Origin of the sequence: Psychrobacter sp. WY6, assembly GCF_018448495.1 — a bacterium.
GTDB lineage: Bacteria > Pseudomonadota > Gammaproteobacteria > Pseudomonadales > Moraxellaceae > Psychrobacter.
On the sequence record NZ_CP049902.1, the window covers coordinates 2,492,873 to 2,516,960 of the forward strand.

General features: G+C 40.8%; 24 protein-coding genes and 3 pseudogenes. 5 read left to right on the top strand and 22 right to left on the bottom strand.

Features of this window, described 5'->3' with window-relative positions; genetic code table 11:
• Window positions 1–68: 68 nt before the first annotated feature.
• The 12 genes from G7Y90_RS12440 to G7Y90_RS18055 all read right to left on the bottom strand — a co-directional run bounded on the left by G7Y90_RS12440 (window position 69) and on the right by G7Y90_RS18055 (window position 8,769).
• Entirely contained in the window at window positions 69–323 is a 255-nt protein-coding gene (locus G7Y90_RS12440) for a hypothetical protein (RefSeq protein WP_250162512.1), read from the bottom strand.
• Window positions 324–325: 2 nt separating this feature from the next.
• Window positions 326–694: a condensin complex protein MksE gene (locus tag G7Y90_RS12445; RefSeq protein ID WP_250162513.1), complete on the bottom strand. Its 369-nt coding sequence runs from the start codon at window positions 692–694 to the stop codon at window positions 326–328.
• A gap of 41 nt (window positions 695–735) precedes the next feature.
• On the bottom strand, window positions 736–2,103 hold the full coding sequence (locus G7Y90_RS12450) for a hypothetical protein (RefSeq protein WP_250162514.1): 1,368 nt from the start codon (window positions 2,101–2,103) through the stop codon (window positions 736–738).
• On the bottom strand, window positions 2,093–2,695 hold the full coding sequence (locus G7Y90_RS12455) for a hypothetical protein (RefSeq protein WP_250162515.1): 603 nt from the start codon (window positions 2,693–2,695) through the stop codon (window positions 2,093–2,095). The genes G7Y90_RS12450 and G7Y90_RS12455 overlap by 11 nt, the downstream gene beginning before the upstream one ends.
• 157 nt (window positions 2,696–2,852) lie before the next feature.
• Complete coding sequence (locus G7Y90_RS12460) at window positions 2,853–3,716, bottom strand: hypothetical protein (protein WP_250162516.1); 864 nt, start codon at window positions 3,714–3,716, stop codon at window positions 2,853–2,855.
• Window positions 3,717–3,760: 44 nt separating this feature from the next.
• The gene (locus G7Y90_RS12465) at window positions 3,761–4,441 is read right to left on the bottom strand and encodes a hypothetical protein (protein WP_250162517.1); all 681 of its coding nucleotides are present in this window, start codon (window positions 4,439–4,441) and stop codon (window positions 3,761–3,763) included.
• Between the two features lie 36 nt (window positions 4,442–4,477).
• Window positions 4,478–4,672 (bottom strand): hypothetical protein, encoded by a 195-nt coding sequence (locus tag G7Y90_RS12470; protein ID WP_250162518.1) that lies wholly within the window; start codon window positions 4,670–4,672, stop codon window positions 4,478–4,480.
• Between the two features lie 713 nt (window positions 4,673–5,385).
• Window positions 5,386–5,517, bottom strand: coding sequence for a hypothetical protein (locus G7Y90_RS18040; protein WP_284143737.1), 132 nt, complete (start codon window positions 5,515–5,517; stop codon window positions 5,386–5,388).
• A 146-nt stretch (window positions 5,518–5,663) separates the two neighbouring features.
• Window positions 5,664–5,942, bottom strand: coding sequence for a hypothetical protein (locus tag G7Y90_RS12475; RefSeq protein WP_201560846.1), 279 nt, complete (start codon window positions 5,940–5,942; stop codon window positions 5,664–5,666).
• 435 nt (window positions 5,943–6,377) lie between these two features.
• Window positions 6,378–6,917, bottom strand: a complete 540-nt coding sequence (locus G7Y90_RS18045; RefSeq protein WP_284143738.1) for a porin family protein — start codon at window positions 6,915–6,917, stop codon at window positions 6,378–6,380.
• Complete coding sequence (locus tag G7Y90_RS18050; RefSeq protein ID WP_284143874.1) at window positions 6,914–7,117, bottom strand: TonB-dependent receptor domain-containing protein; 204 nt, start codon at window positions 7,115–7,117, stop codon at window positions 6,914–6,916. The genes G7Y90_RS18045 and G7Y90_RS18050 overlap by 4 nt, the downstream gene beginning before the upstream one ends.
• Window positions 7,096–8,769 (bottom strand): TonB-dependent receptor, encoded by a 1,674-nt coding sequence (locus tag G7Y90_RS18055; protein WP_284143739.1) that lies wholly within the window; start codon window positions 8,767–8,769, stop codon window positions 7,096–7,098. The genes G7Y90_RS18050 and G7Y90_RS18055 overlap by 22 nt, the downstream gene beginning before the upstream one ends.
• 506 nt (window positions 8,770–9,275) lie before the next feature.
• Between G7Y90_RS18055 and G7Y90_RS12485 the strand changes: the two genes are divergently transcribed.
• Window positions 9,276–9,551 carry a hypothetical protein gene (locus G7Y90_RS12485; RefSeq protein WP_193007407.1) on the top strand — a complete coding sequence of 92 codons (276 nt, stop codon included), beginning with the start codon at window positions 9,276–9,278 and terminating at the stop codon, window positions 9,549–9,551.
• A gap of 189 nt (window positions 9,552–9,740) precedes the next feature.
• Here the strand turns inward: G7Y90_RS12485 and G7Y90_RS12490 are convergent, their stop codons facing one another.
• From G7Y90_RS12490 to G7Y90_RS12520, 7 genes and pseudogenes are all read right to left on the bottom strand, one after another.
• Window positions 9,741–12,056, bottom strand: coding sequence for a TonB-dependent receptor (locus G7Y90_RS12490; protein WP_227676053.1), 2,316 nt, complete (start codon window positions 12,054–12,056; stop codon window positions 9,741–9,743).
• Window positions 12,057–12,217: 161 nt separating this feature from the next.
• A pseudogene (locus G7Y90_RS12495) lies at window positions 12,218–13,202 on the bottom strand (siderophore ABC transporter substrate-binding protein).
• A gap of 3 nt (window positions 13,203–13,205) precedes the next feature.
• Window positions 13,206–13,974: pseudogene (locus G7Y90_RS12500) on the bottom strand (iron ABC transporter ATP-binding protein); the annotation flags it as partial.
• The gene (locus G7Y90_RS12505) at window positions 13,971–14,882 is read right to left on the bottom strand and encodes an iron chelate uptake ABC transporter family permease subunit (RefSeq protein ID WP_502937436.1); all 912 of its coding nucleotides are present in this window, start codon (window positions 14,880–14,882) and stop codon (window positions 13,971–13,973) included. The gene G7Y90_RS12505 and the pseudogene G7Y90_RS12500, both read right to left, overlap by 4 nt.
• A gap of 32 nt (window positions 14,883–14,914) precedes the next feature.
• Window positions 14,915–15,853 carry an ABC transporter permease gene (locus G7Y90_RS12510; protein WP_193007411.1) on the bottom strand — a complete coding sequence of 313 codons (939 nt, stop codon included), beginning with the start codon at window positions 15,851–15,853 and terminating at the stop codon, window positions 14,915–14,917.
• A 333-nt stretch (window positions 15,854–16,186) separates the two neighbouring features.
• Window positions 16,187–16,960, bottom strand: a complete 774-nt coding sequence (locus G7Y90_RS12515) for a helix-turn-helix domain-containing protein (protein ID WP_250163993.1) — start codon at window positions 16,958–16,960, stop codon at window positions 16,187–16,189.
• A 13-nt stretch (window positions 16,961–16,973) separates the two neighbouring features.
• Entirely contained in the window at window positions 16,974–17,141 is a 168-nt protein-coding gene (locus tag G7Y90_RS12520; RefSeq protein WP_250162520.1) for a hypothetical protein, read from the bottom strand.
• Window positions 17,142–17,441: 300 nt separating this feature from the next.
• On the opposite strand from G7Y90_RS12520, the gene G7Y90_RS12525 reads away from it, so the two are divergent.
• Window positions 17,442–17,639 (top strand): cupin domain-containing protein, encoded by a 198-nt coding sequence (locus tag G7Y90_RS12525; RefSeq protein WP_250162521.1) that lies wholly within the window; start codon window positions 17,442–17,444, stop codon window positions 17,637–17,639.
• A 542-nt stretch (window positions 17,640–18,181) separates the two neighbouring features.
• On the opposite strand, the gene G7Y90_RS12530 is transcribed toward G7Y90_RS12525, so the two are convergent.
• From G7Y90_RS12530 to G7Y90_RS12540, 3 genes are all read right to left on the bottom strand, one after another.
• Complete coding sequence (locus tag G7Y90_RS12530; protein ID WP_250162522.1) at window positions 18,182–18,487, bottom strand: hypothetical protein; 306 nt, start codon at window positions 18,485–18,487, stop codon at window positions 18,182–18,184.
• 682 nt (window positions 18,488–19,169) lie between these two features.
• The gene (locus G7Y90_RS12535; protein ID WP_250162523.1) at window positions 19,170–19,409 is read right to left on the bottom strand and encodes a hypothetical protein; all 240 of its coding nucleotides are present in this window, start codon (window positions 19,407–19,409) and stop codon (window positions 19,170–19,172) included.
• A gap of 233 nt (window positions 19,410–19,642) precedes the next feature.
• Window positions 19,643–19,981, bottom strand: a complete 339-nt coding sequence (locus tag G7Y90_RS12540) for a hypothetical protein (protein WP_250162524.1) — start codon at window positions 19,979–19,981, stop codon at window positions 19,643–19,645.
• A gap of 239 nt (window positions 19,982–20,220) precedes the next feature.
• On the opposite strand from G7Y90_RS12540, the gene G7Y90_RS12545 reads away from it, so the two are divergent.
• From G7Y90_RS12545 to prpB, 3 genes and pseudogenes are all read left to right on the top strand, one after another.
• Window positions 20,221–21,234 (top strand): LysR family transcriptional regulator, encoded by a 1,014-nt coding sequence (locus G7Y90_RS12545; RefSeq protein WP_201553851.1) that lies wholly within the window; start codon window positions 20,221–20,223, stop codon window positions 21,232–21,234.
• A gap of 398 nt (window positions 21,235–21,632) precedes the next feature.
• A complete protein-coding gene (locus G7Y90_RS12550) occupies window positions 21,633–22,823 on the top strand; it encodes an NRAMP family divalent metal transporter (protein WP_250162525.1) in 1,191 nt (396 codons plus the stop codon).
• Window positions 22,824–23,157: 334 nt separating this feature from the next.
• Window positions 23,158–24,046: pseudogene (gene prpB / locus G7Y90_RS12555) on the top strand (methylisocitrate lyase).
• The last annotated feature ends 42 nt before the right edge of the window (window positions 24,047–24,088 follow it).

Genomic DNA, 24,088 nt, shown 5'->3' on the forward strand with positions numbered 1-24,088 from the left:
TATAATTATCATATTAGCTACATTGGCAAGTTAGGCAATCAAGTCATAACACATTGCTGTTCTGAATATTAACTTGCTTGCGTATCTATTGTCGTATTATCTTCTTCATTTGCTAGCTCAGACTCAGTGTCAAACTTACGCTGAATCTCCTGATAAAAAGAATGGCCTGCGTTGGTTAATATATAAGCTTTTTTGCTAGGTACTTCAATCATAATATCTCGATGAACCAATAGTTTCATAACCACGTCTTGTAACGTCCGCTCACCTTTTGTGATGAGTTTGGATTTCTCCAATATCTCTTTAACATGAGGCATGTCTGCCATTTTCAAAAATCGTCTTGGGTCAAGCCACCACTTTTAGCATTGGTTAATTTACTGAGTTTAAATTTATGGTGATTAATATATTGACCAATAACAAGCAACATAGTCATCGCTTTCATTGCTAGTTCAGTTTTTGTGCCATCTAGCGTGCCTGTAGCAACGATGTAAATATACTCAGGATCATTTATTGGTGCAATAACCAGATGATAACCGCTCATTTTATACTGTTTAACGTATTCATCTTTATTGTCTATTATCTCAATAAATAATGGATTAACGGTGTCATCACCTGCATTATCAAGGAGATGTTTATTGAGCATCTTTCCATTCATTAAATGGCTATATATCTCTTTGCTTAATGTGTAATTTGCCATAATAGCGTGCTACCTGTCTATTTGAAGTAACGTTAGTATGTTTAAAGTGGGGCTTCTGCATAATCCCAAATGATATAATCAAGATAATAAACACCATCATCAATCCTATCACGATCGTTGCGGCGCTGAGACACACATGCGTCATCCAGTGCACTTAAAAAGTATTCGAGCGCATACAAAAAATCTATTATGCCCGCATTAGGCAATAACTCCTGTAGCTTCTGCCACACATAGCGTTGTACATTCTCAATCATATTATCCACTGCTATCTCATATAGCGTTATACTCAATATTTGTTCGCAGCGTTCCTCTTCAATGTCAATCTCTGGTGGTAACGCACGTAAGGGATTATCTAGCTTTTGCTTCAACGGACGTCTGAGCATCATCTCATAATAATTATTAAAATGATCCAGCCCCCCTACTTGGTGAATAGTTAAAGCGTTTCTCGTACTTTTTTTTATGATCTCTAAACCATCAAAGGTTGTGGCAAGCTTGAATACCTCGCTGTCCGCATTTAAGTATTTATTCTGATGGCGTCCATGCCTTAAAGGCACTAGCGATTCAACCAACACCCCAAAAGCGCGCTCCATACTCAAAAAGAACTCTCTTTCTTGTGCTAAATTCACCAAATAAGCGTTTAAACGACTGGCAATGGCTCTGATGTCTTTGTAATAACAGAAGATAGCGCCAACGCGAAACTGTAGTGTTCTCGCCTTGTCTACTTCCCCTATTTCTTCAAAATAATGCTCAAGATCTTTTAGGGTTTCTGATAGATTTTTAGTCCCTTTTAATTCAAGGCTTGGGTTAATAAACTCAAGGCAAGGCGTGATGTTACGATGATATACATGCTGCGCTCTATGAAATAACTCATCTAAACCCGTCTCTAATGAGCCCATTTCACGGCTTTTATACATATCTGCAATTTCATCGACACGGTAATCTAAGACTCGCATATTTTCAGAGATATCTACTTGAATGTCGCTAAGTTTTTCATAGAAAAAAGCATAAGTCTCTTTAAAGTTAATACCCTCAATGGGCAAAGTCGTCAACTCATTTGCCAGTCGCACAACGTCTTGTCGATGCGATTCAAAAGGTTGAGAATCTAATTGTTTTTTGCGAGAAATATCCAGCCATACTAAGATGTTATAAATGTCTTTTGATAGCGTTACCATATTGGTTAAACCATCAATATTAACGAATACATTCGCCTGCAATAATGCCTCGACACTTAAGATATCTTTTAAGGCATAGTCATCATCTTGATAAATAACTTGTTCGTAAAATTTCAGATACGCTGTCATAGGAAACTGTAACGCTGTCTCGTTGGCATTAATCACATCAACGAATCTAAAAAAATGGGATTTATGCTTTAATATACCTGCTAATATCGCTTCTCGATTAATGACCATGCACAACCCTCCCCTGACGGTTGATTTGGCTCGGCATAATATGGAAGATACAATCACGAGATTTGGGCTTGCCATCGAGCAAGCTTTTATCAACTCGAATGTAATTAGGGATATAGCGTAGGGTGTCTGCATGCAAGCCCGGATTGGCGCATATAATAGTGAATCCAGCATTGCTTACCTGTTCAACAATGGTCTTGATATTATCTTTGTCAATGGTGCCCACTTCATCCACAATAATAGGCATGCGTAAGCTACTGCCTTTTTGGAAAGCTTCACTAAACAGCAATGTGGCAATTAAGGCGGTAATGGTACTGGTCGTACCGCCTGATTGTGACTTTTGTTCGATTTCACCCGTCGCCTGCGTATACTCGTAATCAATACTATCAATCAAATTACGCATTTTTAAACGTTGACTGTTTGAATGGCTAGTCTTTTCAACATAGTTGATAAGTGATTCATAAAAGCGCTCATCTAAAAGACTAGTTTGATTGGCATTGTGCTTAGCATAGGTACGCTCCAAATTCGCAAAATCAGGTGCTAAGTTAAGCTTAAGAGAGACTTGATGTAAGTTAGATATCTTATGCTCATTCAATTTTTATTGAGGGAGCTAATCGTCGTACGTAGTAATCCAGCCGAATCTGTAATTTCTTTTAATAAGTTATCAATCACACTATTATGGGTTTTTATTTTGTCATGATAATTGCTTTTTTGAAATTCAAGCGTATCAAAGGAGTTTTTGTATTGCTGAATCACCTCTCCCAGACTATTGATACCTTCAAACGCTGGTGCGGATTAATACCCTCTACCAAAACCACTTCTGTAAAATCTGACACTTTGCTGACAAGCCTGTTAATACGCTCACTTAGCCCGCCTATGCTATTGGCGATTGTAGATGCCGCATTTAAATTAATCTCAATATCATTATTTTCTAAATATGATGCTATCTCAGGATCGTCTTCCGCTAGATAAGGCAATCCCTGCGATTTTCTCACACCTGCCAGCAGACTTGTAATGCTTTCAGCCTCTTTACCAAAGCTAATAATGTCATCGAACTGCTCTACGATTTGATTGTACTTACTGTCTGTTGATGCTTTAGATTGCTCGTTAATGGCTAGCAGGTCTTGATCCTCTGCCAGCGCCTTGTCTTTTTGGCTTATTTGCTGTGTTTTATCCTCTATCTGACTTTTGATCAAGGATAATCCTTCAAGTAGCGTAATATTGGTATCAAGCTCTACTATCTGCTCCTTAAGGGTTTGTTTTTTCCCCTCAGCAATCTTTTTACCTATGTCTGTATCAAACTGAGACAGTGCGCTGTTTAACTCTACAATCTCTTGGCTCAATGTAAACGCTTCTTTCTTATCTTGTGTAATAGTTTTTTCAAACTGGGAGCGCTGTTTATCAGCATCATAAGGGTGATAAAATGTATTAGGTAAAGTGCACGATAAAAAGGACAAATGATTAGCATCATCAACCGTAAACAGCGCCGTAAAATCACTAATTTGACGTAGAGCTTCCTCCGTCAATGGGCTATTAGCGGTAATATTTAAAAAATCCTCATTAATACTGCCTAATATATGAGCGCTATGGGAGGGTAACTGATTGGCAAGTAACAAGTCATGATTATCAAGTCCGTTTTGAGCGGATTTTATTTTTTCCTCTAAGTCCTGTTTCTGCTTATCTTTTGCTGAATTAAAATAACTGTATTTTCTTTAGCTTGCATGGCTTTAAAAGTTTCGTCATACCTATGACGTTGGATAGTCATTTCAGCAATAATATCTTGTGGGCTTTTGTGAGAAAATTGACCTAATATTTTCTCAGCTTTGATTTTCTGTTGCTGCAGCTGTGCTACTTCCTCTTTTAATGCTTTGTGCAGTGTACCCAATCTAGTAATCTCATTTGCAACTTGCTTTACTTCTTCTATGGCATGATTGCGTTCTCTCTCAATGTCTTCCTTTCTAGCACCAATAGCGATTTTATCTTGAGCATACTGCTGCTGCTTTAATTTAAATTCTCGTAAAAATGCCGTGTACTCTAAGACCGCATGTTTTGCATCCAGATGTAGAGCATCAAACTGCTTTTGAATAAATTCATAGTCGTCTTTATTCTCCGTTAAGCTTTTAATCTTTAAACTTTCTTCAAATAGCTGCGCGCGCTCTATCTTAAGGTCATGTACATTTTCGTTCAGCTTCTCTTTGTCTCGTCCCCGCTGCATCTCGATAATAGTCGCAATAGCATTGGGCAATTTCTTTTTCTCATCCTTACCAGCATCAAACGCTAATTCATAAACTTTGACAAAAGAGCGAATAGACGCCTCTTTTTGGTCTTTAATCGGCACCACACAAAAATGGCTGGTCTTAGATCCTCTATTACCACATCACATTTTGTAATTCTTGCTTGGTGGTGAGGTGTAATCCACCAGTTTTTTCTGTATCTCTATCAGGCTTTTAATACCTAACTCATCAGCAAAGTAATTGGTCTGCTCATTCCATATGAACGGCTTTATCTCTTCATAAGGCACAGGGAAGAACAAACGATGGTATTTATAATCTCCAACACGGTATAGCAGCATCGTAAATAAACCAGCGTGGTTCTTTACTTCTACGGCGATAAAGATTCACTGATTGGAAAATAATGTTTGTAAGACTCTTCCTTGCTGTAGGGATCATTTGCTTTGTTCGTAAAGTTAAATTTGCTTTGTTCGTAAAGTTAAATTTGCTTTCACAGTTATTAAAATTGACCTCAGGGTATAAAATAAGCTTAGTCGCGGCGAGACTAGAGGTTTTGCCGCGGTTATTTTACCAAGTAGTACTAAAGGCTCGTCGATGGGTATCTCTGAGTAAGCATGACTTGCGGAGTTAACTAAAACAATCTTATTAAGAGAATAGTTGAGTCTAAAGTCATCATTCAAATAGTCATCAATACCCTGTTCTAAGTCATTGTCGATCAATGGACTATCTTATGATCCATAGTAGGGGCATTTATATTGTGAGCCGTAAGCTCATTAAAAGACAGGTGATGAGTATTAAAATCAGTAGCCATACAAATATGCCTCTTGTTCTAAGATAGTATTATGTTTTTTAATAATGCGTATGCAGGGGAGCAGTGCTTGAGGCATATTCTCATCAAGGTTGTATACCTTTTGCATATATTCGGGCGAACATTTATCAATAACTTGCTTAAGGCGAGACTCGACATCATTTGGAATGACAAAGTGAATCTCCATGCTTGATGGCAAGTTATTAATCAGTGAGGTTGCCGTTTTAATGCCGCCCAAGTCAAGATCTAGACATAATACAAGGTGTTATAAAGACTTAAAAATGGAAGGTGTAAGCTATTAGTAATCTCTGTCCCTGCACCAAAGATGACGTCAATGTCTTTACGCATATCCTCAGTAATTTGGTAGTGCTCGCTCAAAAACTTAAATGTTTTATCGCTATGAATAAACAGCTCTCTGTTTTCTAATATTAACGCAGACTTATGGTTTTATATTTAGGAATCCTACCGTCGTCTTTGAATATCAGAACGTCAGGATTGTTTTGGTATTTTTGGATAAGGAGTAGTTAGCCATTCACTTTAAATGCATGGCTATTATTTTGCATTGCTCCTGAGACTCTATCTTCACCTTGACTGTCAGCATAATGATGTAAAAAAGCCAACTTTTCAGGGTCGATATAACTTAGGATGTAAGTATGTGCACCCTTTTTAATCGATTGTAGGTCAGACTCAGCAAATCCATCAAAGGATGAAATAGACGCTATTAATTTCTGAAAAGCTCTAAGATTAACAGCTTCACCAGCGTCTATTTTTTCCAAATAGTTTTTTAAGGTTTTCGCAGCCATATATCAAATTTTTTAAAAGTCATATTAAAAACAGGTAACCGCAGATCATGCAAGTAGTACAATGAAGGGAGCATCATACCTAACAGTTTAGTGGTCCGCTGACTATATCATATCAGCACAGTTTCAGACATTAATAGAACAAAAGCGAGAAATACGACGACTTCACGAAGTATATAAAAAGTTCATGACGAATTGAGACAGACTAAATAAGGAAGTAAAAAGTAAAGCAGTATTTTGCTACTCCCTTACTCATAGATAGCGTACTAAAAGTTGATACCGAATAACGGCTAGGAGAATGTTGATGAATGCCTGTTTAAATACAGTCTATACCATAATGCTACAGGCTTACTATTATAAGAAATTGCAAAGGTTTTGAAAAATGTAAAAACCTTTCACGCTATTCAATAATTAGCGTAAAAGGTTTTCTGATTATTTTTAATAATCCACAGTGTAGCTCAACCCGTAAGTTGTGCCCGATGCAGGCAGACGATTCAAGTCACCATAGGTTGTTTGATGATAGACCGTTAGATAATCCTTATTGAGTAAGTTATAAATCCCATAGTCTACTCGGCCTACCGGCATTTTGACTTGTCCTAATACATCAAGCGTCATATAACCTGTGACTGGTAATGCGCTAGAATCAGGATCTTTTTGTTGATCCTTAAAGGCTTTATCATCACCACCAATTGCTAATGCTTGTAGACGTACATTGCTGCCTTTATCAAAGTTGTATTGCGCAAATGCAGTGCCTTTAAGGGGTGTCAAGCGTACGGCATCAAGCTCCAACCAATCACCATCTTTATCATATTGGCCACGAGTATAGGCGACACTGCCACCCAATTGCCATTGATCATCAATATCATGGCTGAGCGAACCTTCTATTCCGTAGACGTGCTCATCAGCATCGACCACTTCTACCGTATAGTCATTGGTAAAACGTACCGTTTTGTCTGATTCATTATAAAAACCGCTCAATCGTGCGCAGCAGTATTGCCATGCTTACCTTGCCAGCCCAACTCGTAATTGTCGATTGCGATAGGTTGTACATTGTCTGAGTTGACGACAAAGCCTGCCCGTACATCACGTAGCGCACGCTGAATATCAGCAGTCGTAAAGCCTTGTGAAAAATTGGCAAATACTTGGTCATTTGGGGTTAATTGATAGCTGGTACCGATATTAAATAGGGTTTATCGTGGTCTGTATTGCCCTTTTCCACTTGACCGGCCTGATAGTCAATGCCATAAGCATTACTGACACCGTTGATGAGAGGATCATTAAAATACTCTTCGAGCAATTGCTCATAAATGGGCGTGAAAGTAGCCGTTTCTGCTTTGAGTTTTTGATAGCGCACGCCCGCACTGGTATGCCATTTATCAGTGATATCTATATCCGCATTGACAAAAGCGCCCCATTTATCAATGGTGGTATCTGGTCCGCCATTATAAGTAAGACCATTAGTTTGAGCGCTCAAACCATTACTAGCAATAAACATGTTTAAGTCTTGGCCTTCATAGGTTTGCTCACTTTTTTCGCGTTCAAAGTCAGCACCATAGCTAAATAGCGTTTTTTTACCACCAATTTCACTATCTGTTTGCATGGCGGCACGTAAACCCATCACCTCAATGTTAGCTTCTGATTGAGTGACGACGACTGCCCCGCCCAGTAATTCTTTTAGCGTACTCTCATCGGTAAGGCCATTAGCCACCCAGACTTCGCCCGCTTGTGCAGGGAAATCTTTACCAGAAGGATAAAAACGACCTTTTTCGTCTCGATAATAACCAGTCACGCTCAGATTTGAGCCTGCAATATCATCATTATTATAATCTAGGTTCACCGATGTTTTGGTGGTATAAGGCTCGTTTTCTACGTCGGCACCGTCAATCGCTTTTAAAGATGGTGGTAGTTTTTTCGGTTTTAATAATACTTGTAAATTTTTACCATAGTCTGGACCATAGTCAGTATCCTGCTCATCATTATAGTAAGTCACTGCCAAATCAAGACGTTGGCTGTCAGTGAGCTCTATACCCAAGCTACCGTTAACACTTAGCGACTCGGTATCTTGTTGGTCAGTTTGATTGACGTCTGGACTGATGCGATTATCGTGGCTATCGAATTTGCCGCCCTTACGATCATAATCCACATCTAGGCGACCATAGACTCGCTCACCGCCATAACCCAATGTTTGCCCCACATGATAACCCAATGAATCTGAGTCAAAATTACGACTGCTACTGACGCCGACTCTGGTTTGCCTGATAGAGCCGTAACCCACCATAGATTTTGTGACGAGATTAATCAGACCACCAGCCGCGCCAGCCCCATAAATACTGGTCGCACCAGAGAGCACCTCTACCCGCTCAAGCTGCGCAGGGTCGATACTGTTTAGCTCGCGTGAAAGGCTGCGTGAGCCACTCAGTGGCACACCATTCAGCAAAAACTGCACGGGACGGCCATGCATGGTCGTGCCATAGTTACTGGTTGAGCCACTACTTGCCCCTAAACTTGGAATCAGCTGAGCCAATATATCTCCAGTAGTACGATTGCCTGTCGCCTGCATTTGTAGCTCATTTTCGGTAATTACCTGTGTGACGGCGGGCATCTCACTAATTTTTTGTGCCAAAGCCGTTCCTGTCCTTGCTTTAGCAGTGACCGTAATGGTATCTAAAGTCACGTTTGGTAACTCACTTGAGGCGGCGTTGACAGCTAAGTCTTCTGAAAGCGTCGTATTTGAAGCGATGTCCATAGCACTGACATTGTTTTGTGCATATAGTTGCTGGCTGATACAAAAGGTAAGAAAGGATAGAGCAACTTGATGGTGGCGTTTCATATTCACTTCACTTAATTGGAGGATCAAAGAGTGGTAAAAGTTATATTTAGCTAATAATGCTGTGTGTACTAACTTTGTGAACAATATTGTAAATGATAATCATTTTTGTTTCTATAATTATTTACAATATTAAAAACCCTATTGCTTCCGAAAAAATACTACTCCAGCGTCACTCAAGATTTGATATCTAAGCGGTATCCATAACTCAATTAATAGCTTTCTATATGGCTCAACACTGATATATTATTCATATCACCCAAGCGCCTGAACAAGGCTTCTTAGATCGTATGATGTCCTTGGTACGATAGAAGATGCCAAATTAAATTGAACTGACTATATTGCCGTCCTCTCAAAAGGCAAACTCATTGCTATTTTTATTTCAGTGGCTTTGTTAGTTTGCTTAATTTCGACAACGATTAGCGTAGTAGTCATGAGCTGGATGCTCAAGCTAAGGTGATTGTGATCTTGGGACGAGCGGTGGAAGCTGCTGGTGACGTCGATGTACTATGGATTTAGAACAACAATTACCAGAAGTGGCTCGCCGTGGTAGTATGCTACTGCTCATTTCATTAATATTAGTCCAATACGGTCTTATGAATTTGCCGGCAAGAGAGATAAATACTGGGCGTACAGTAGGTGTCACTTTCGTTCTGCTAAGCATGATTATGGAGCTGTGGCTCACTCCTTCATTTACCAACACAAGCAATGCTAAAGTTAACGTGGCTAGCAATTTAAGTGCCATAAAAAGCACTCCAATAGGCACCATTCTATTTATGCTTTAGGTAACAACTTGCCAGTAGAATAACGAGTAATTATTGATATCGCTAAGTCTACATCTCATCTACTTTTTGAGCCTTGAACTCACAGAAAAGTGAATTATATGCTAATAAATTTCCTATTTGGGTGCGGCAAATCTTTAGCACTCTAATTCACTAATCTATAATGATATTACAAACACGCCTTAACTCAAATTAAAAATCCATTGTGGCTGACAGCATAAATGTACGTGGCTCACCCAAACCTAGACTGGTATAATGCGGCTTTGCCCAATAAGCTTTATTCGTTACGTTAGCAACACTTGTTTTCAATGTCAGCGGCTTTTTATCAAAAGAAGTGGCATAACGTGCACCTAAATCATATACAGTGCGACCTGGTAATGACAGTGAGTTGCCTGCGTCGAGATATTGCTTAGATATCGAGTTTGCATTAGCTGTCAATGTCAAGTCTTGAATAAAAGGTAGGTCCCATTCAACGCCAAGCTTAGACTGCCATTTTGGGACACTTGTAGCTCTATTGCCCTCATTAACGCCACCAAGCGTCTTGGTTAGCTTCGCATCAATATATGAAACCCCACCCATTAGGCGTATATCTTCAATGGGTGAGCCAAAAAACCCCCATTCAACACCTCGGTTACGCTGTTCGCCAGCATAAGAAAAGATATTACTAACAGGGTCCAAATAACTATTCGGTTTCTCTATTTCATAAGCACTTAGGGTATGTGAGAACTCACCAAGATCAAGCTTTACGCCAACTTCTTTTTGTTGCGTCTTATAAGGGGCAAACATTTCACCAGCATTTTCTGCATCTATCGGTGCAGTAGAACCTTGGCTCAAACCTTCTATATAGTTAGCATATAAAGAAACTTGATCGTTTACTTTACTTAGTAGCGCTATTGATGGCGTAGTCGCACTTTCGTTGTAATCCTTTGCTGATGCCAGCATACCTGCTTGTTTACTTTCTGCCTGTTGATGTCGCAGTCCTAAAGTCAGCTGATATTTATCCTCAGCAAAAGACAGTGTGTCTGCAAGACCATAGCTGGTCAAATTCGTTTTTGTGTTCAGTAGCGCAGGAGAATTGAAGGGAATATTACGCGACTCCCATACTGGTTTATATATGTTCGTGACCCAGTCTTCAGCTAATAAACCCCTTCTAGCACTTAAATCATAATCTTCCTGATAGTCAACGATGTTAAATGCCAATTGATGATTAACTCGTCCTGTTTGGAATTTACTTTTTAACCCTATCTCAGCAGACTGTCTTTCGACTTCATCATCAACTTCTCCAAGGTTAGTCCGATAATCTCCTGCGGCATTGATAATCTGCGCGACAGAGGCACTCTGCGACTTAAATTTTGTTTTACTATTTCCGCCCGCACCATAAATCATTAAATCGTCAGTCACATCATATTCACCACGTATCATTAGCCCCTTATCTTCACTATCATTAAATGCCCAGCTTGGGTTCAGTAGCGTCTCTGGTTTGGGCGGCTTAGGAATCGACAATCCTGGTGCTAGGGTGAGACCGCGAGTCGGTCCATCGACACGATCTTTACTATGATAAAGATCTGTCGATAATCGAGCACGCTCTCCTTTCCAGTCCAGTGCAACAGAAGCCAGTTGCGCTTGTTTTTCTTGATCATTTACTGCACTATCACCCTCTCTATAAGCACCATTAATCCGAACACCAAACTGCTTGTCTTCACCAAAACGCCGTCCTACATCCACATGCCCACCAAGTTGTGAGTCTGATAAATATCTTGCCGTCACTCGCGTCAACGGCTCATCGCCTGCTCGTTTAGGCACTAGGTTGACTGCACCGCCTACTGAGCCTTTGGGCGGCATACCATTCAATAAAGCTGAGGGCCCTTTGAGTACTTCGATACGCTCAAACATCTCAGGTGAGCTACGATAATAAGGTGCCATACCGAATAGCCCGTCTACCGTAACATCACCAATGTCTGAAGAGAATCCACGGATAGAATAACTTTCAAGATTCTGGCCACCAACCCCACTGCTAAAGACGGCAGGATCAGTAGCAGCGATGACAGCCGTAATATCGATGGCTTGCTGATCTTCAATAAATTTATCGGTATAGCTGATGGCACTAAACGGCGTCTCTAAAAAATCCTTATTTCCCAAAAACCCAGCATGATTGGTATAGGTCACCTGCCCGCCTGCGTAGCTAGGATTGTCGTTGCGTTCTGCCACTACCGTTATCGCAGGCAAGGTCACTGTAGGAACGTTATTATCCTCGTCTAACGGTGGGGGTTTCGCTCCTTTGCCAGACTCAGTAGTTTGCTCACTATGTGTCACATTACTATTTGTCTGTGCATACGCTGATGGCATACAGATGAATACCGTCCCAGCGACTAGGCTCAAAGACATGGCAAGTCTTGCTGATACGATATAATTGAGCGCGAAAGAAGGATTAAGCGCAAAAGAAGGTTTGGTCAGTGTCGCCCGCTGTTTGACCCTATTTTTATGACCTAGGTGTTGAAGTTGGTGCATGGAAACGTCCTCTTGTTTTGATGGAAAATAATAATGCGAATAAAATACAAATGATAATCATTAACAATTTAGGATAAGAAGAACCCTCTCTTTCTCACTTAATCATTCACTAGGCCGTGTCCTAGTCCTACGTTAAAAACATCATTCGTCTTAGGATAGCTTTAGAACGTTGGTTGATAACCTTTGAGGACATCGTCCATTATGATGTTTAATGAGGTTGGGCTGGCGGCTGCTATATACCACGCATCTGCATCAACAAAAACAACACGACCGTTTTTCCATGCTGCTGTTTGACGAAGTAAAGGGTTGCTCACCTCCTCAGGATTGATAATAGCGCGATGCTCCATGACAGCGGTACGGTCTACGATAAAGAATGTCTGGATCTGCCTGCTGTATAAACTCACTAGAAATCGGTTGTCCATGTAGGCTGGTCTCTACAATCGTACTCGCAGGCTTCACACCCAAGTCATTAAAGATAAATCCATAGCGTGATTGCAGCCCAAAATTGCTAAAAGCCCCATTATTATGTAAGACAACCAGTGCTTTTTCTGGGCGGGTTTTTGTGAAGTCCTGAACCTCTTTGACTCTTGTATCTAACTGCGTGGCTTTTTGTTCTGCCAATGCCTCCTTATCAAAAATACGACCTAAAGTTAATAAGTGGCTTTTAACACTGGCTATATGCTGCTGACTGTTATTAAAATTCACATCGAAATGTAGAGTCGGTGCAATCCCTGACAGCTCTTGATAGTTAGCGGCGTGAAGCGGGGTCATCAAAATCAGATCAGGATGTAGCGCATGGATACGTTCCATATTTGGCTGAACAATAGCGCCCAAGTCCTCTACTGCGTCATCCGCTTTGTACTGCGAAAGAAAGTGCGGAATATAGTCTTTGACCATTCCTGCAATCGGAACATCGAGCTGATCCAAAAAATCAGCTTCATTCATATCCAGTACCGCGACGCGTTGCGGTCGATTATTGATGACAGTAGTACCAAGCTCATGCTTGATCGTGATGGGCGTCTCAAGTTTTTGTGACGCGTGTGCTGGCTCATTTGTCAGCTCAGTAGAAGTTTTTTCGCATCCTTGTAATGATACCGCTGCCGACATGACCAGTACCCAAACCCAATCTCTCTTACTCAAATTCATACTGCATCCCCTGATAAATTGAAGTTTGCACAGGCAACCACGTTCACTACGAATGATCTCAAAATCAAGATCGTATAACTCACTTAAGTTGGCTTCTGTCACGACCTGTTCAGACAGACCACTAAAGCTAAGCGTGCCATTCTTCAACGCCACAATATGGTCAGAATAGTTGGCTGCAAAATTGATATCATGAATCACCAAAATAACCGTGCGCCCCTGCTCATCACATAGACGGCGTAAGGCTTGCATGATTTGTACTGCATGCTTCATGTCAAGATTGTTTAGTGGCTCATCCAATAACAACACGTCTGTTTGTTGCGCGATGGTCATCGCCAAAAAAGCCATTTGCCGCTGTCCACCACTTAATTCATCCAAATAAGAATGACGTAGAGGCTCTAATGCCAAAAAATCAATGGCCTCATCAATGATGCGTCGATCTTCTGTGGTTAACGCACCACGGCTATACGGAAAGCGCCCAAAGGAGATCAGCTCTTCCACGGTTAATCGTAGATTAAACCCTGGAGACTGCCGTAATGTCGCAACGTGATGCGCGTATTCAGAAGTACCAATCTCACGGATGTCACGATCATTGAATGATATCTGACCACTACTTGGCTCCAATAGCCTTGCCATCATCATCAACAAGGTGGATTTTCCAGCACCATTAGGACCAATTAAGAGAGGTAACACTGCCAGCCTGAAATTCTAGGCTAATATCTGATAGCACAGATTTTTTGCCATAGTTTTTATGGACATGGTTGATGGTAATCATGTGAACCCTCTAGTACGGACAGTCAGCGCGAGAAAATAGATGCCACCCACAAGGTTGACGAGAATACTGACACTGGTTTTATAATTAAAGACATGCTCAACAAAGATTTGAGCGATTAAAAATATGGCGATAGTAATGGCACAAGCGATGGGTAAGGTGACTCTATGCCAGTTACTCCCTGCAAGCGCATAAGCGATGTTGGCAATGAACACGCCCATAAATACCGTAGGACCGATCAAGCTCGTTGACACAGCCACCAAAATGGCAATTAAAGCAAGATATAACTTAACGTATTTAGGATGGTTTACACCAAGAGACAGCGACTGCTCACGGCCAAGCGCCATCACATCTAAGACAGGCAATGTTTTACGACTAACCCATAGTACGGTGGCTACCGCAAGCGCTCCATAAAACAGAGTCTCTGGCTGAGATCGATTAAACGAGGTATAGCTCAACCCCTGAAAAACCGAAAACTCTCCGGGGCTAATACGCAGCTGAATAAACTGCGTAATCGTACCGATGACCATCGTCAGTACCAAGCCAAACAACAACAAGGTATAGACATCATTTTTACATCGAGGGAAAAGCCAGTGATGAAGTGCCCAAGAATATGCCAGCATCAATACGATTGATACGATAAAATTACCACTGACACCCAGCAGCATCAGTCCATTTGTACCCATCACAAACAGCAGCACTTGCCACAGTAAATAAACAGCCTCATAGCCCATGATAGAAGGTGCCAAAATACGATTGCCAACAATAGTTTGAAAGATTATAGATGAAAAAGCTAAGCATATACTACCGAGAACAATAGTCGCTAGACGCATCAAACGCTTAGGAATTAAGTAATTAAAATCTAAATCAGAGCCTATAAATAAGAAAATAAGCGCCAGCAATATAATCATTATCAAGGTCGTCCAAATCTTTGCCGCAGTACTCATCTTACTCCCCTCATGATTAACACAAGGAATATCACACCGCCTACCCCGCCTGCGGTAAGGCCAATAGGAACCTCAAAAGGATAAATGACGAGCCGCCCAAAAATATCACAAATCAGCAGCAAACAAGCACCGCCTAAGGCGACTACTGGCAGTGTCCGCGACAGGTTTTCCCCGTACTTTAGAGCGACTAGATTTGGAATAACCAGCCCCACAAAAGGTATGGCGCCGATGGTGATGACTGAAGCGGCCACCGTTACTGAGACTAGCATAAGCCCTAAGGCAGCTGTCGCCGCATAGCCGAGTCCTAGACTGGCGGCCATGTCCTCGCCCATACCCAGTACCGTAAAGCGATGGGCATAAATATAGGCTAATACAATGATGGGCAAAATAATATAAATCAGCTCGTAATGACCTTGTACAACCCTTGAAAAATCTCCCAATAACCACCCTTGCATACTTTGTAAAATATTATGGCGATACGCATAAAACTCCGCAATTGAGCTCAGCACACTGCCATACATCAACCCAAGGACAGGAATAAGAACAGCGCTCTTAAACTTAATACGGCTAATAATGAGAATAAAAAGTAAGCTTGAGGCAAAGCAAAAAACCAGCGCAAAGATCATTTTACTACTCGTACTGGCATTAGGAAGCATGGTGAGCGAGACCAAAATGCCAAGTTTGGCAGCATCCAAACCCCCTGAAGTTGCGGGCTCAACAAACTTGTTACGGACGATGTGCTGTAAAATCACGCCGCTAACAGACAAACCCACTCCTGTCAGTACCAGCGCAATCAGCCGTGGTATACGGCTCGCCGTTAGGGTCAACCATGCATCGTTGGAGAAATTAAAGAGGGCGATAAGTGAGGTCTGTTTTGAGCCCAGCATAAGAGAAACGGCACAGAGTAAAATGAGTAACAAAGATAGTGAGCGCATTATTGAAGTTCTCTTACTTATTACGAATGACTTTTTACTACGCTGAAACATACCACCAACAGTCTATAAAACTCATTGCTAGGATTTTTCATTAAAGCATAAATGAGAATCAATCATACTATGCTTGTTTGAATAGGTAAGTTGAATAAGGTGAAATTGGGAAGTTATACCGTGAATAAGGGAACTTATTCGGAACGACACCTCAGCATTTACCAAGGTTTAAAGATTGAATTAACTCAGGCGCAACATAGGTTGGTATAAATAAGTCGTATATCAGCAATGCTTATTTAGCTGATTTTAGAAGATTATGGCAGCTTGACATCTATTGGTTGGCTAGATAAGTTGTGTGGGTGTAACGCCATAAAATTTGGCAAAAGCTTTACTGAAATTGCTAGGATCACGATAGCCAACATACCATGCAGTCTCTTGGACGCTTTTATATTCATCTAGCAACAAACGCATTGCTTCCTGCATACGCAGTTCACGGATAAAGCTGCCGATTGTTTTACCCGTTTGTTGTTTGAACTGTTGCTTGAGATAGCATTCGTTTATACCCACTCGTTGAGCCAACAAGGAAATTGTTAATTTATTACTGTACTCTTGGCGAATAATATCAACGGCCTGATCAATTTGGCTTTTTTGGTTTGCTAATCGGCCTGATATATCTTGAATGCCTAAAATATCTTGGCAAAGCAGCAATGCTTGACTCTCTAAAGCTAATCGATCACTCAAAGTACAGCAAGGTAAAGAGAGGATATAAGCTGCACGAGCAAGTAGACGTGGCTGGTTGGATAAGCTGACTTGAACCATTTCAGGATCTTGATTATTAGAAGGTAATAGCCATGTTGGAACAGCGAAGCTTTCTGCCCAGCGCGACAACAATGTTTGATTAAAATCGATTGTTACGATATGGCTATTTATAGGGGAATTCTGCAAATATTCAGTGTCAACTATAGAGTTTATATCACCAAAATCTCCTGATCGTCGCCAAATTTGCTGCGAATGAATACTTGTATCAGTCCGTAAATTACTAGCATGTAAGGTATAGTTCGCATCTACAATTAAGTGCATCCCTACATCACAAGAAAATGGTGCGGCGGGTTCCACCAAAGATTGGCTGCTAGCAATGCTGTTTCGACCGCACGATACCATTATGCAAGCTCAGTAAGTCACCATAACCAGAGCTGCCATCATAAGTTGGACGTTTAATCAAATAGTCAGAATCAGGATGATCGAAAGACCAGTATTCGGTCTGATAGTGGTCGTAAAATGCATGTAAGTTTGCCATATAAATACAATCAAGATGTTTTGGTATGTGTGTTTATGTTATATCCAGCTAAAAATAGCTTTACACGTATAAATAGCCAGTTCTCCAGTCTTGAAGCAATAATAGCATTATTAGTAATAAACAATCATCTTAATGTTAATGATTATCAATTAAATATAATTCAATGGTATTCACATACCAAAAAGGAGTAAGCATGAGTCTGCTGATAGCGAATATAAAAAAGAGCTTGATGATATTGAACAGTTTTGGAAGCCTACTGATATCGCTCAGTTTAATCAATTAACCGTAAAACTGGCTAAATTGAAAGGTGAATATGAATGGCATAATCACGAATATGAAGATAAGCTATTTCACGTATTGTCAGGCCAGTTATTTATTATATTAGAAGACAAAACCGTAGAGGTGAACGCTGGTGAAGTTGTTGTTATTCCTAAGAACAGCAACCATAAACCTTATGCGCCTACTGAAACGAGTGTAATGTTTTTTGAACCTTTATGAATATATAGCCGGTACAATATAATTCAGATACAAGGAAGGCGAGCGAAAGTACTACAAATAGTAGACTAAGCGAGCCTGACACCGTATCTGATTTATATAGGATTGACTATAGAATTAAATCTATAACAATGTTTCTATTACAGCTATTTGATTGAAATGCATCTGAGCACTCAGTATTAATAATTTGTAAAGCCGTTAAAAATACTGCCGCCTTTGTAAATTAAATGTCGAAAATGCAATATGCATAATAAACTTATCAACCATTTATTGAATACCCACTTTGCTTTTCAAAGAGTGGTCAGCCAATCAATCTTGCAGATTTTTCTCCTAATGAAGGTGTGAATATTAGCACTCTCATTACTCGCGTTTATATTATTTCAATATCAGGATATAACGAGGCTAAGTTAACCAAATCCCTCCAATGAGTAGGAGCTTCTCTGCCTGCTTACAAAGCTATCTGGAGATATGCATATGTCAAATAGCTGGTTTTAAATAAGTCGTCATCTGCGTTTCAATGCTATTGTATTAGCATATAAACTTGATTATTTTTCCTCACGGTATAAGATGTTTTTTGCTTCTACTCTAAAATCTTCATGACTAATCGCAGGCTCAATGCTAGCTGTATTTAGGTTCACATGTGAGACAGACGCTTCTGGCTCACGATATAAGATATTCTGTGCTTCCTGTCTAAAATCACCATAACTGATAGCAGTCTCGACTTGAGCGTGCTTAGCTTCAACATTAGCCTGATTGTGATTTTTTTTAACCTCTGCTAGAGGTGAACTATCTGCTGCCGACTCGTTGATTTGATGAGTAGCTACCGTAACAGGTAGATGAACACTTACCATGGATGTTTGAGGGATTGTTGAAAAAAAAACGAGCCGACACAAATATAGTCATTAACAACAAGACACCCACTATAGCAAACCATTTTACATGACTCAGCAAACTGTCTTTTGCTAGCTTGCTGTGTCGGTTTTGTGATAATAGTGGCTCGTTATAGAATTACTGGAAAGCCAACATTTTATTGATATCACTTTTATTGTCTGGAGAGTCATAAGCCATACCGAGTCAATCCATGTTATGAACGGCCTATCACGTATCCTTGATCTCAGGATACGGGCTCTCGGGTATGTTGCAATGATTTTTGGTATGAGCGATAGAATTGACTGATAAGCGGCTTGAAAGCACTATTATTGTATGGCTAATTGCTGATGAGCAATTTGAAAAATGGTGATAAAAATGAGATGAATTGCAGTCTAATAAGTAAAATAGCACAGACTATCTCGAGGTATTAAGCAGATATTTAACGCTGTTGGCAAAATTCAGCCATTTGAATTGAGAATATACCTTAGATTGAATGACTAGTTGAAATTATGAATGTGCAGCAGACCCTAATCATTGGTCTCACGATACAAGGTACTTTGGGATTCTTCTCTAAAGTCATCATAAGTGATGGCTGCCTCAGCTGCTGGCATGGTCGATGGGGCTTCAGTAGTCTCTACTCCATTAGGATTGGTGTCTGGATTCTCAGTGGGGGATTCCTCTGGTTGCGATCACTGTCGATTTGTCTATCGCGCCTGTATCAGCAGAAGGTTGGTTGTCATCGGTTACTACTGCTTTGCCAGTGCTAACAGCTGGTGCTGCATCTGTCGTTGTTGTTTTCGTCTCTGCACTATCAGGTGCAATCGTTTTCGTTGAGGTCGATAGAACACCGGTGAAAATTAGTGTTGCTACAATAATAGCAATCAATAATGAGCCAAATATCATGCCAATAATAAGCGGTTTTTTGCTACTTACTTGCTTTCCTTTGATTTTGCTAATTGTTTAGCATGGCACTGTCATTTACAGGTCGATTATTAGATAGTTGTTCGTTCTAACTTTTTCCGCTGCTAATTTTTCTGAATCTTGACGTTTTAAATCATCAGCATTTGCGCTGTCAGCGATATCTAAAGAAGATTTATCGTTATTTGCATCAGAGTCTAAAGAGTTGTCAGTATTAGCTATCGGTGCATGATTTGTCGAAAAACCCTCGTCTTTATCGTCATCAGAAAATCTACATTAATACCTGCGCTCACGCTTTCTTGCTCTAAAGTAGCAAATAATTCTAGCTCTGTGGCGCTTAATGGCTCATACGATGAAAGATGATTGGTATTCTCTAGTGGTTTTAATGCATTTTCTTTGAAAGTAGCGTTATCCTCATTACTATCGACATTTTCGACACGCGTGATAAAACGCTCGTAGATATTATCTTTACGCATACGCTTACGTGGCTTAGTATTAGCAATTTTGGCTAAATTTGCCTCTAACTGCGCATTAGGGCTATTTTTTTTGTCGCTCATGAAGTAATACCAAACCAGTTTTTACCGCGAAAAAGTAGATAATAGCTAGAATTAAGAATAAAGTTTTTATTGTTTGCTAAATTGTAACACTAACGTTAATAAACAATATAGTAGCTCGCCTCGTTCGCTTCAAGCATAATTTGTCGCTTACTGCTCTTATTCGGATAAAATAATCAAAATAGCCAAGAGAAGATAAGCCACAAGCAACGGTGACATCATAAACAAGTGAGCATAAAGATATGGATTTAAAACAGCTCAACGCTTTTATTGCTATCGCAGATTCACGGAGCTTTAGTGCCGCAGCGACTAAAACTGGATTGTCACAACCAAGCTTGAGTCGTCTGCTTAAACAGCTTGAAACAGATATGGGTGTGGAATTGGTCGATCGCTACCATAGACCGCTACATCTGACTGAAGCTGGTACATTCTTTTACGACAAAATCAGCGCCATATTGACAGAAATTGATACCGTCACCAGCATGACGCAGCGGCTATCGACGCCCAGTAGCATGCTGAATATTGGCTTTGTCCCATCCGTGCTTTATGGATTGCTTCCTGAAATTATTGCCATGTTGAAGCAATCCAGCCCCGATATCGACGTCAATCTCAAAGACATCAGCTCATATCAACAAATAGAGGCACTCAAATCTGGTGAGATAGACATCGGATTTGGGCGTTTCCCCCATCAAGATCCATGGATTCAGCAAATACTACTACGTCATGAGCGTTATGTCGTCGCCTTACCAAAAGCGCATCCTTTGGCGCATGTAAAGGAGCAACGGTTGATAGACTTAGCGAATAATCGTCTGATTCTCTACCATCAAACCCATTTACCGATAGCGACTAGCGTAAGATCAACCAGCGCAAAGCTGGATAATAATACAAAATCCAGACGCATAAGCGCTGAGCAATCCGCACATAGCGCGCCTATTACTGAACCTTTACTACACTTATTCGCACAATACGGTATTTCGCCTTTTATGACTACGACGGTGAGTGACTTGCAAGTAGCGCTAGGCTTGGTGGCGGCTGGCGAAGGCATTACGCTTGTGCCTGCTAGCCTAAAGACCGTGCGTACCGACCAAATCAGTTATCAACGTTTAGTACACGAAAACGTCACCTCCCCTATTTATCTGCACACACTCAAAGATTTCGTTCATCCCAGCATTTCTGATTTGCTGAGCGCCACCTATCAGGTATATGAGCAGCGCGGCATCACTTATCGGCAGCAAAAATTTGTGTCACAGCCTTAAATTATCAGATATTGAATGGATATTGTGTTATAAAGAACCGCTAAAAAATAATCAGCCTTAATACTTGATATTATCAACTGATTATGCTAACTAAAAAGAATGGCAATGCAAACAAATAGTAATAACAACTAGAATAATCATTCTCCTGACTGGCTTCGGTGTGCTAAAGTCGATACAAGATGAATCGTTTTATATTTAAGCAGTTTATAAAGCCCTTCTCTCATGATCATTGGCAAGCTGACACAGGTAAGTGATAATTTGCCGTTTTAACCATTTAGAGGTATTCATGACCACACAACCCACTCAATAACCCACGCACCAACCCAAATGCCACTGACGATACCGCGACATCGCAGCAAGAAGGCTTTAGCTGGCGCATCTTTGGTCCCGGTATTTTGATGGCAACCGCTGCTATCGGTGGCTCGCATTTGATTTCATCGACGCAGCAGGCTGGCGCTATATATGGCTGGCAACTGGCCATTATGATTATTTTAGCCAACGTTTTTAAGTATCCATTTTTTCGCTTTGCAACCGACTACGTCTATGACACTGGCGAGAGTTTGATTGCAGGCTATGCCAAACGCTCAAAAGTATATCTGTGGGTATATTTTATACTCTCTATCCTATCAGCTGTCATTAGTACGGGTGCGGTCTCGCTCATCGCGGCGGTGATACTAGGTTTTATGCTACCCGCTTCTCTTGGGCTATCGACGATGGCGCTGTCATTGATTATCGTGGCGGTTTCTTGGTTCTTTTTAATTGCGGGTCACTATAAGCTGCTTGATGGTGTGACCAAATGGATTATGATTGCCTTGACGACTGCGACCGTCGCTGCTGTCATCATTGCTGCTGGCAAGCCGACAGTCATGGCTGCTGACTTTGTCGCGGCTTCCCCTTGGAATTTAGCAACTTTAGGTTTCATCGTGGCACTCATGGGCTGGATGCCAGCACCGCTTGAGTTTGCCGCCATTACCTCGATGTGGACATCTGCCAAAGTCAAAGCCGATCACACCACCCATCGCCAAGGTTTGCTTGATTTTAACGTCGGTTATGCCGTTTCTGCCATTTTGGCATTGTTCTTCTTATCGTTAGGTGTGTTTGTACAGTATGGCTCAGGACAAGAAATTGAGCTGGTCGGTGGCGCTTATATCAATCAGTTGATCAACATGTATACCGCAACCATCGGTGAATGGTCACGTCTATTGGTCGCTTTCGTCGCCTTTATGTGTATGTTTGGCACGACGATTACCTGTGCAGACGGTTATGGCCGTGCCAACGCTGAGTGCTGGCGTCTAATAAAAGGTGAAAGCGAAATCAACAAAAAGCAAATCGCTTTTTGGACGACCTATGCTATCGGTGGTGGGTTGATGATTATCACTTTCTTTACTGGACAACTAGGTACTATGCTTAAGTTTGCCATGATATCGGCGTTTGTTTCAGCGCCTATCTTTGGCTGGTTGAATTACTCATTGGTTAAAAACCATAAAAAACTGTCTTTTGGTATGAATGCACTCTCTATCGCAGGACTCATCTTCTTAACGGGTTTTGCGCTGTTATTTTTAGCCAATCTTGCTGGACTATTTGGCTAGGTATCGGTTTTAAAAATATCTATTTATATCATAAAAGCCCTTTTAGCTTAGCTATTAGGGCTTTTATGATATAAATAAGCGCAACCGCTATTGTAAATAAATGTAAATAATGGGCTATACGTGTCTTTGTGAATTCAGCAATATGAATAATAGTTTGAGCAAACCATTAATTTATAGATAATGCTATTTACATAGTGAATAATATTAGTTTTAATAAACTATTTATTTAAATTATTTAAATTATTGTGCTCAAACAATGCTTTGCACTCACTGATTATTGGGTATAATCGAACACAATAACGATAATACTATCTCTCTATGCAAGGACACTCACATGACTTTACCTTCAGCAGGCGCACGCTTTCGCAGTGCTTTGACCCAAAAAAATGATAATAACCAGCCACTACAAATTGCAGGTGCTATCAATGCCTATACTGCAATGATGGCGACCCAAGTCGGTCACCAAGCGTTATATCTCTCTGGTGCTGGTGTGGCAAATGCCTCATTTGGTCTTCCTGATTTGGGTATGACTAGCCTTGATAATGTACTAGAAGATGCACGACGTATCACTGACGCAGTTGATACGCCGTTATTAGTAGATATCGATACTGGTTTTGGTGGCGCGTTTAACATTGCACAAACCATCAGAAAAATGGAAAAAGCAGGCGTGGCAGCGGTACATATCGAAGATCAAGTCGCTCAAAAGCGCTGTGGTCATCGCCCAAATAAAGAAATCGTCAGTATTTCAGAAATGGTTGATCGCTTAAAAGCGGCATTGGATGCCAAAAATGACCCTGATTTTGTGGTCATGGCACGTACGGATGCGTTATCGGTAGAAGGTCTTGATGCTGCTGTCGAGCGCGCTGTTGCCTTCCAAGAAGCAGGCGCAGACATGATTTTTGCCGAGGCGTTAACCGATATCGAAATGTATCGTAAGTTCACTGACGTATTGGATATCCCAGTACTCGCCAACATGACAGAGTTTGGTCAGACCGACCTTTACACCACTGATCAACTATATAGCGTGGGTGTCGAGATGGTGTTGTACCCACTATCAGCATTCCGTGCGATGAACAAAGCGGCATTAAACGTTTATCAGCATCTATTGACTGATGGCACACAAAAAAGTTGTTGATACCATGCAAACCCGCATGGAGCTGTATGATTTCTTAAATTATCATGAGTTTGAGCAGACACTAGACAAGCTATTTGCTAATAAGTAGTTAAGAATTAGTTATTGGCAATACTGAAAAGATAGCTCACCT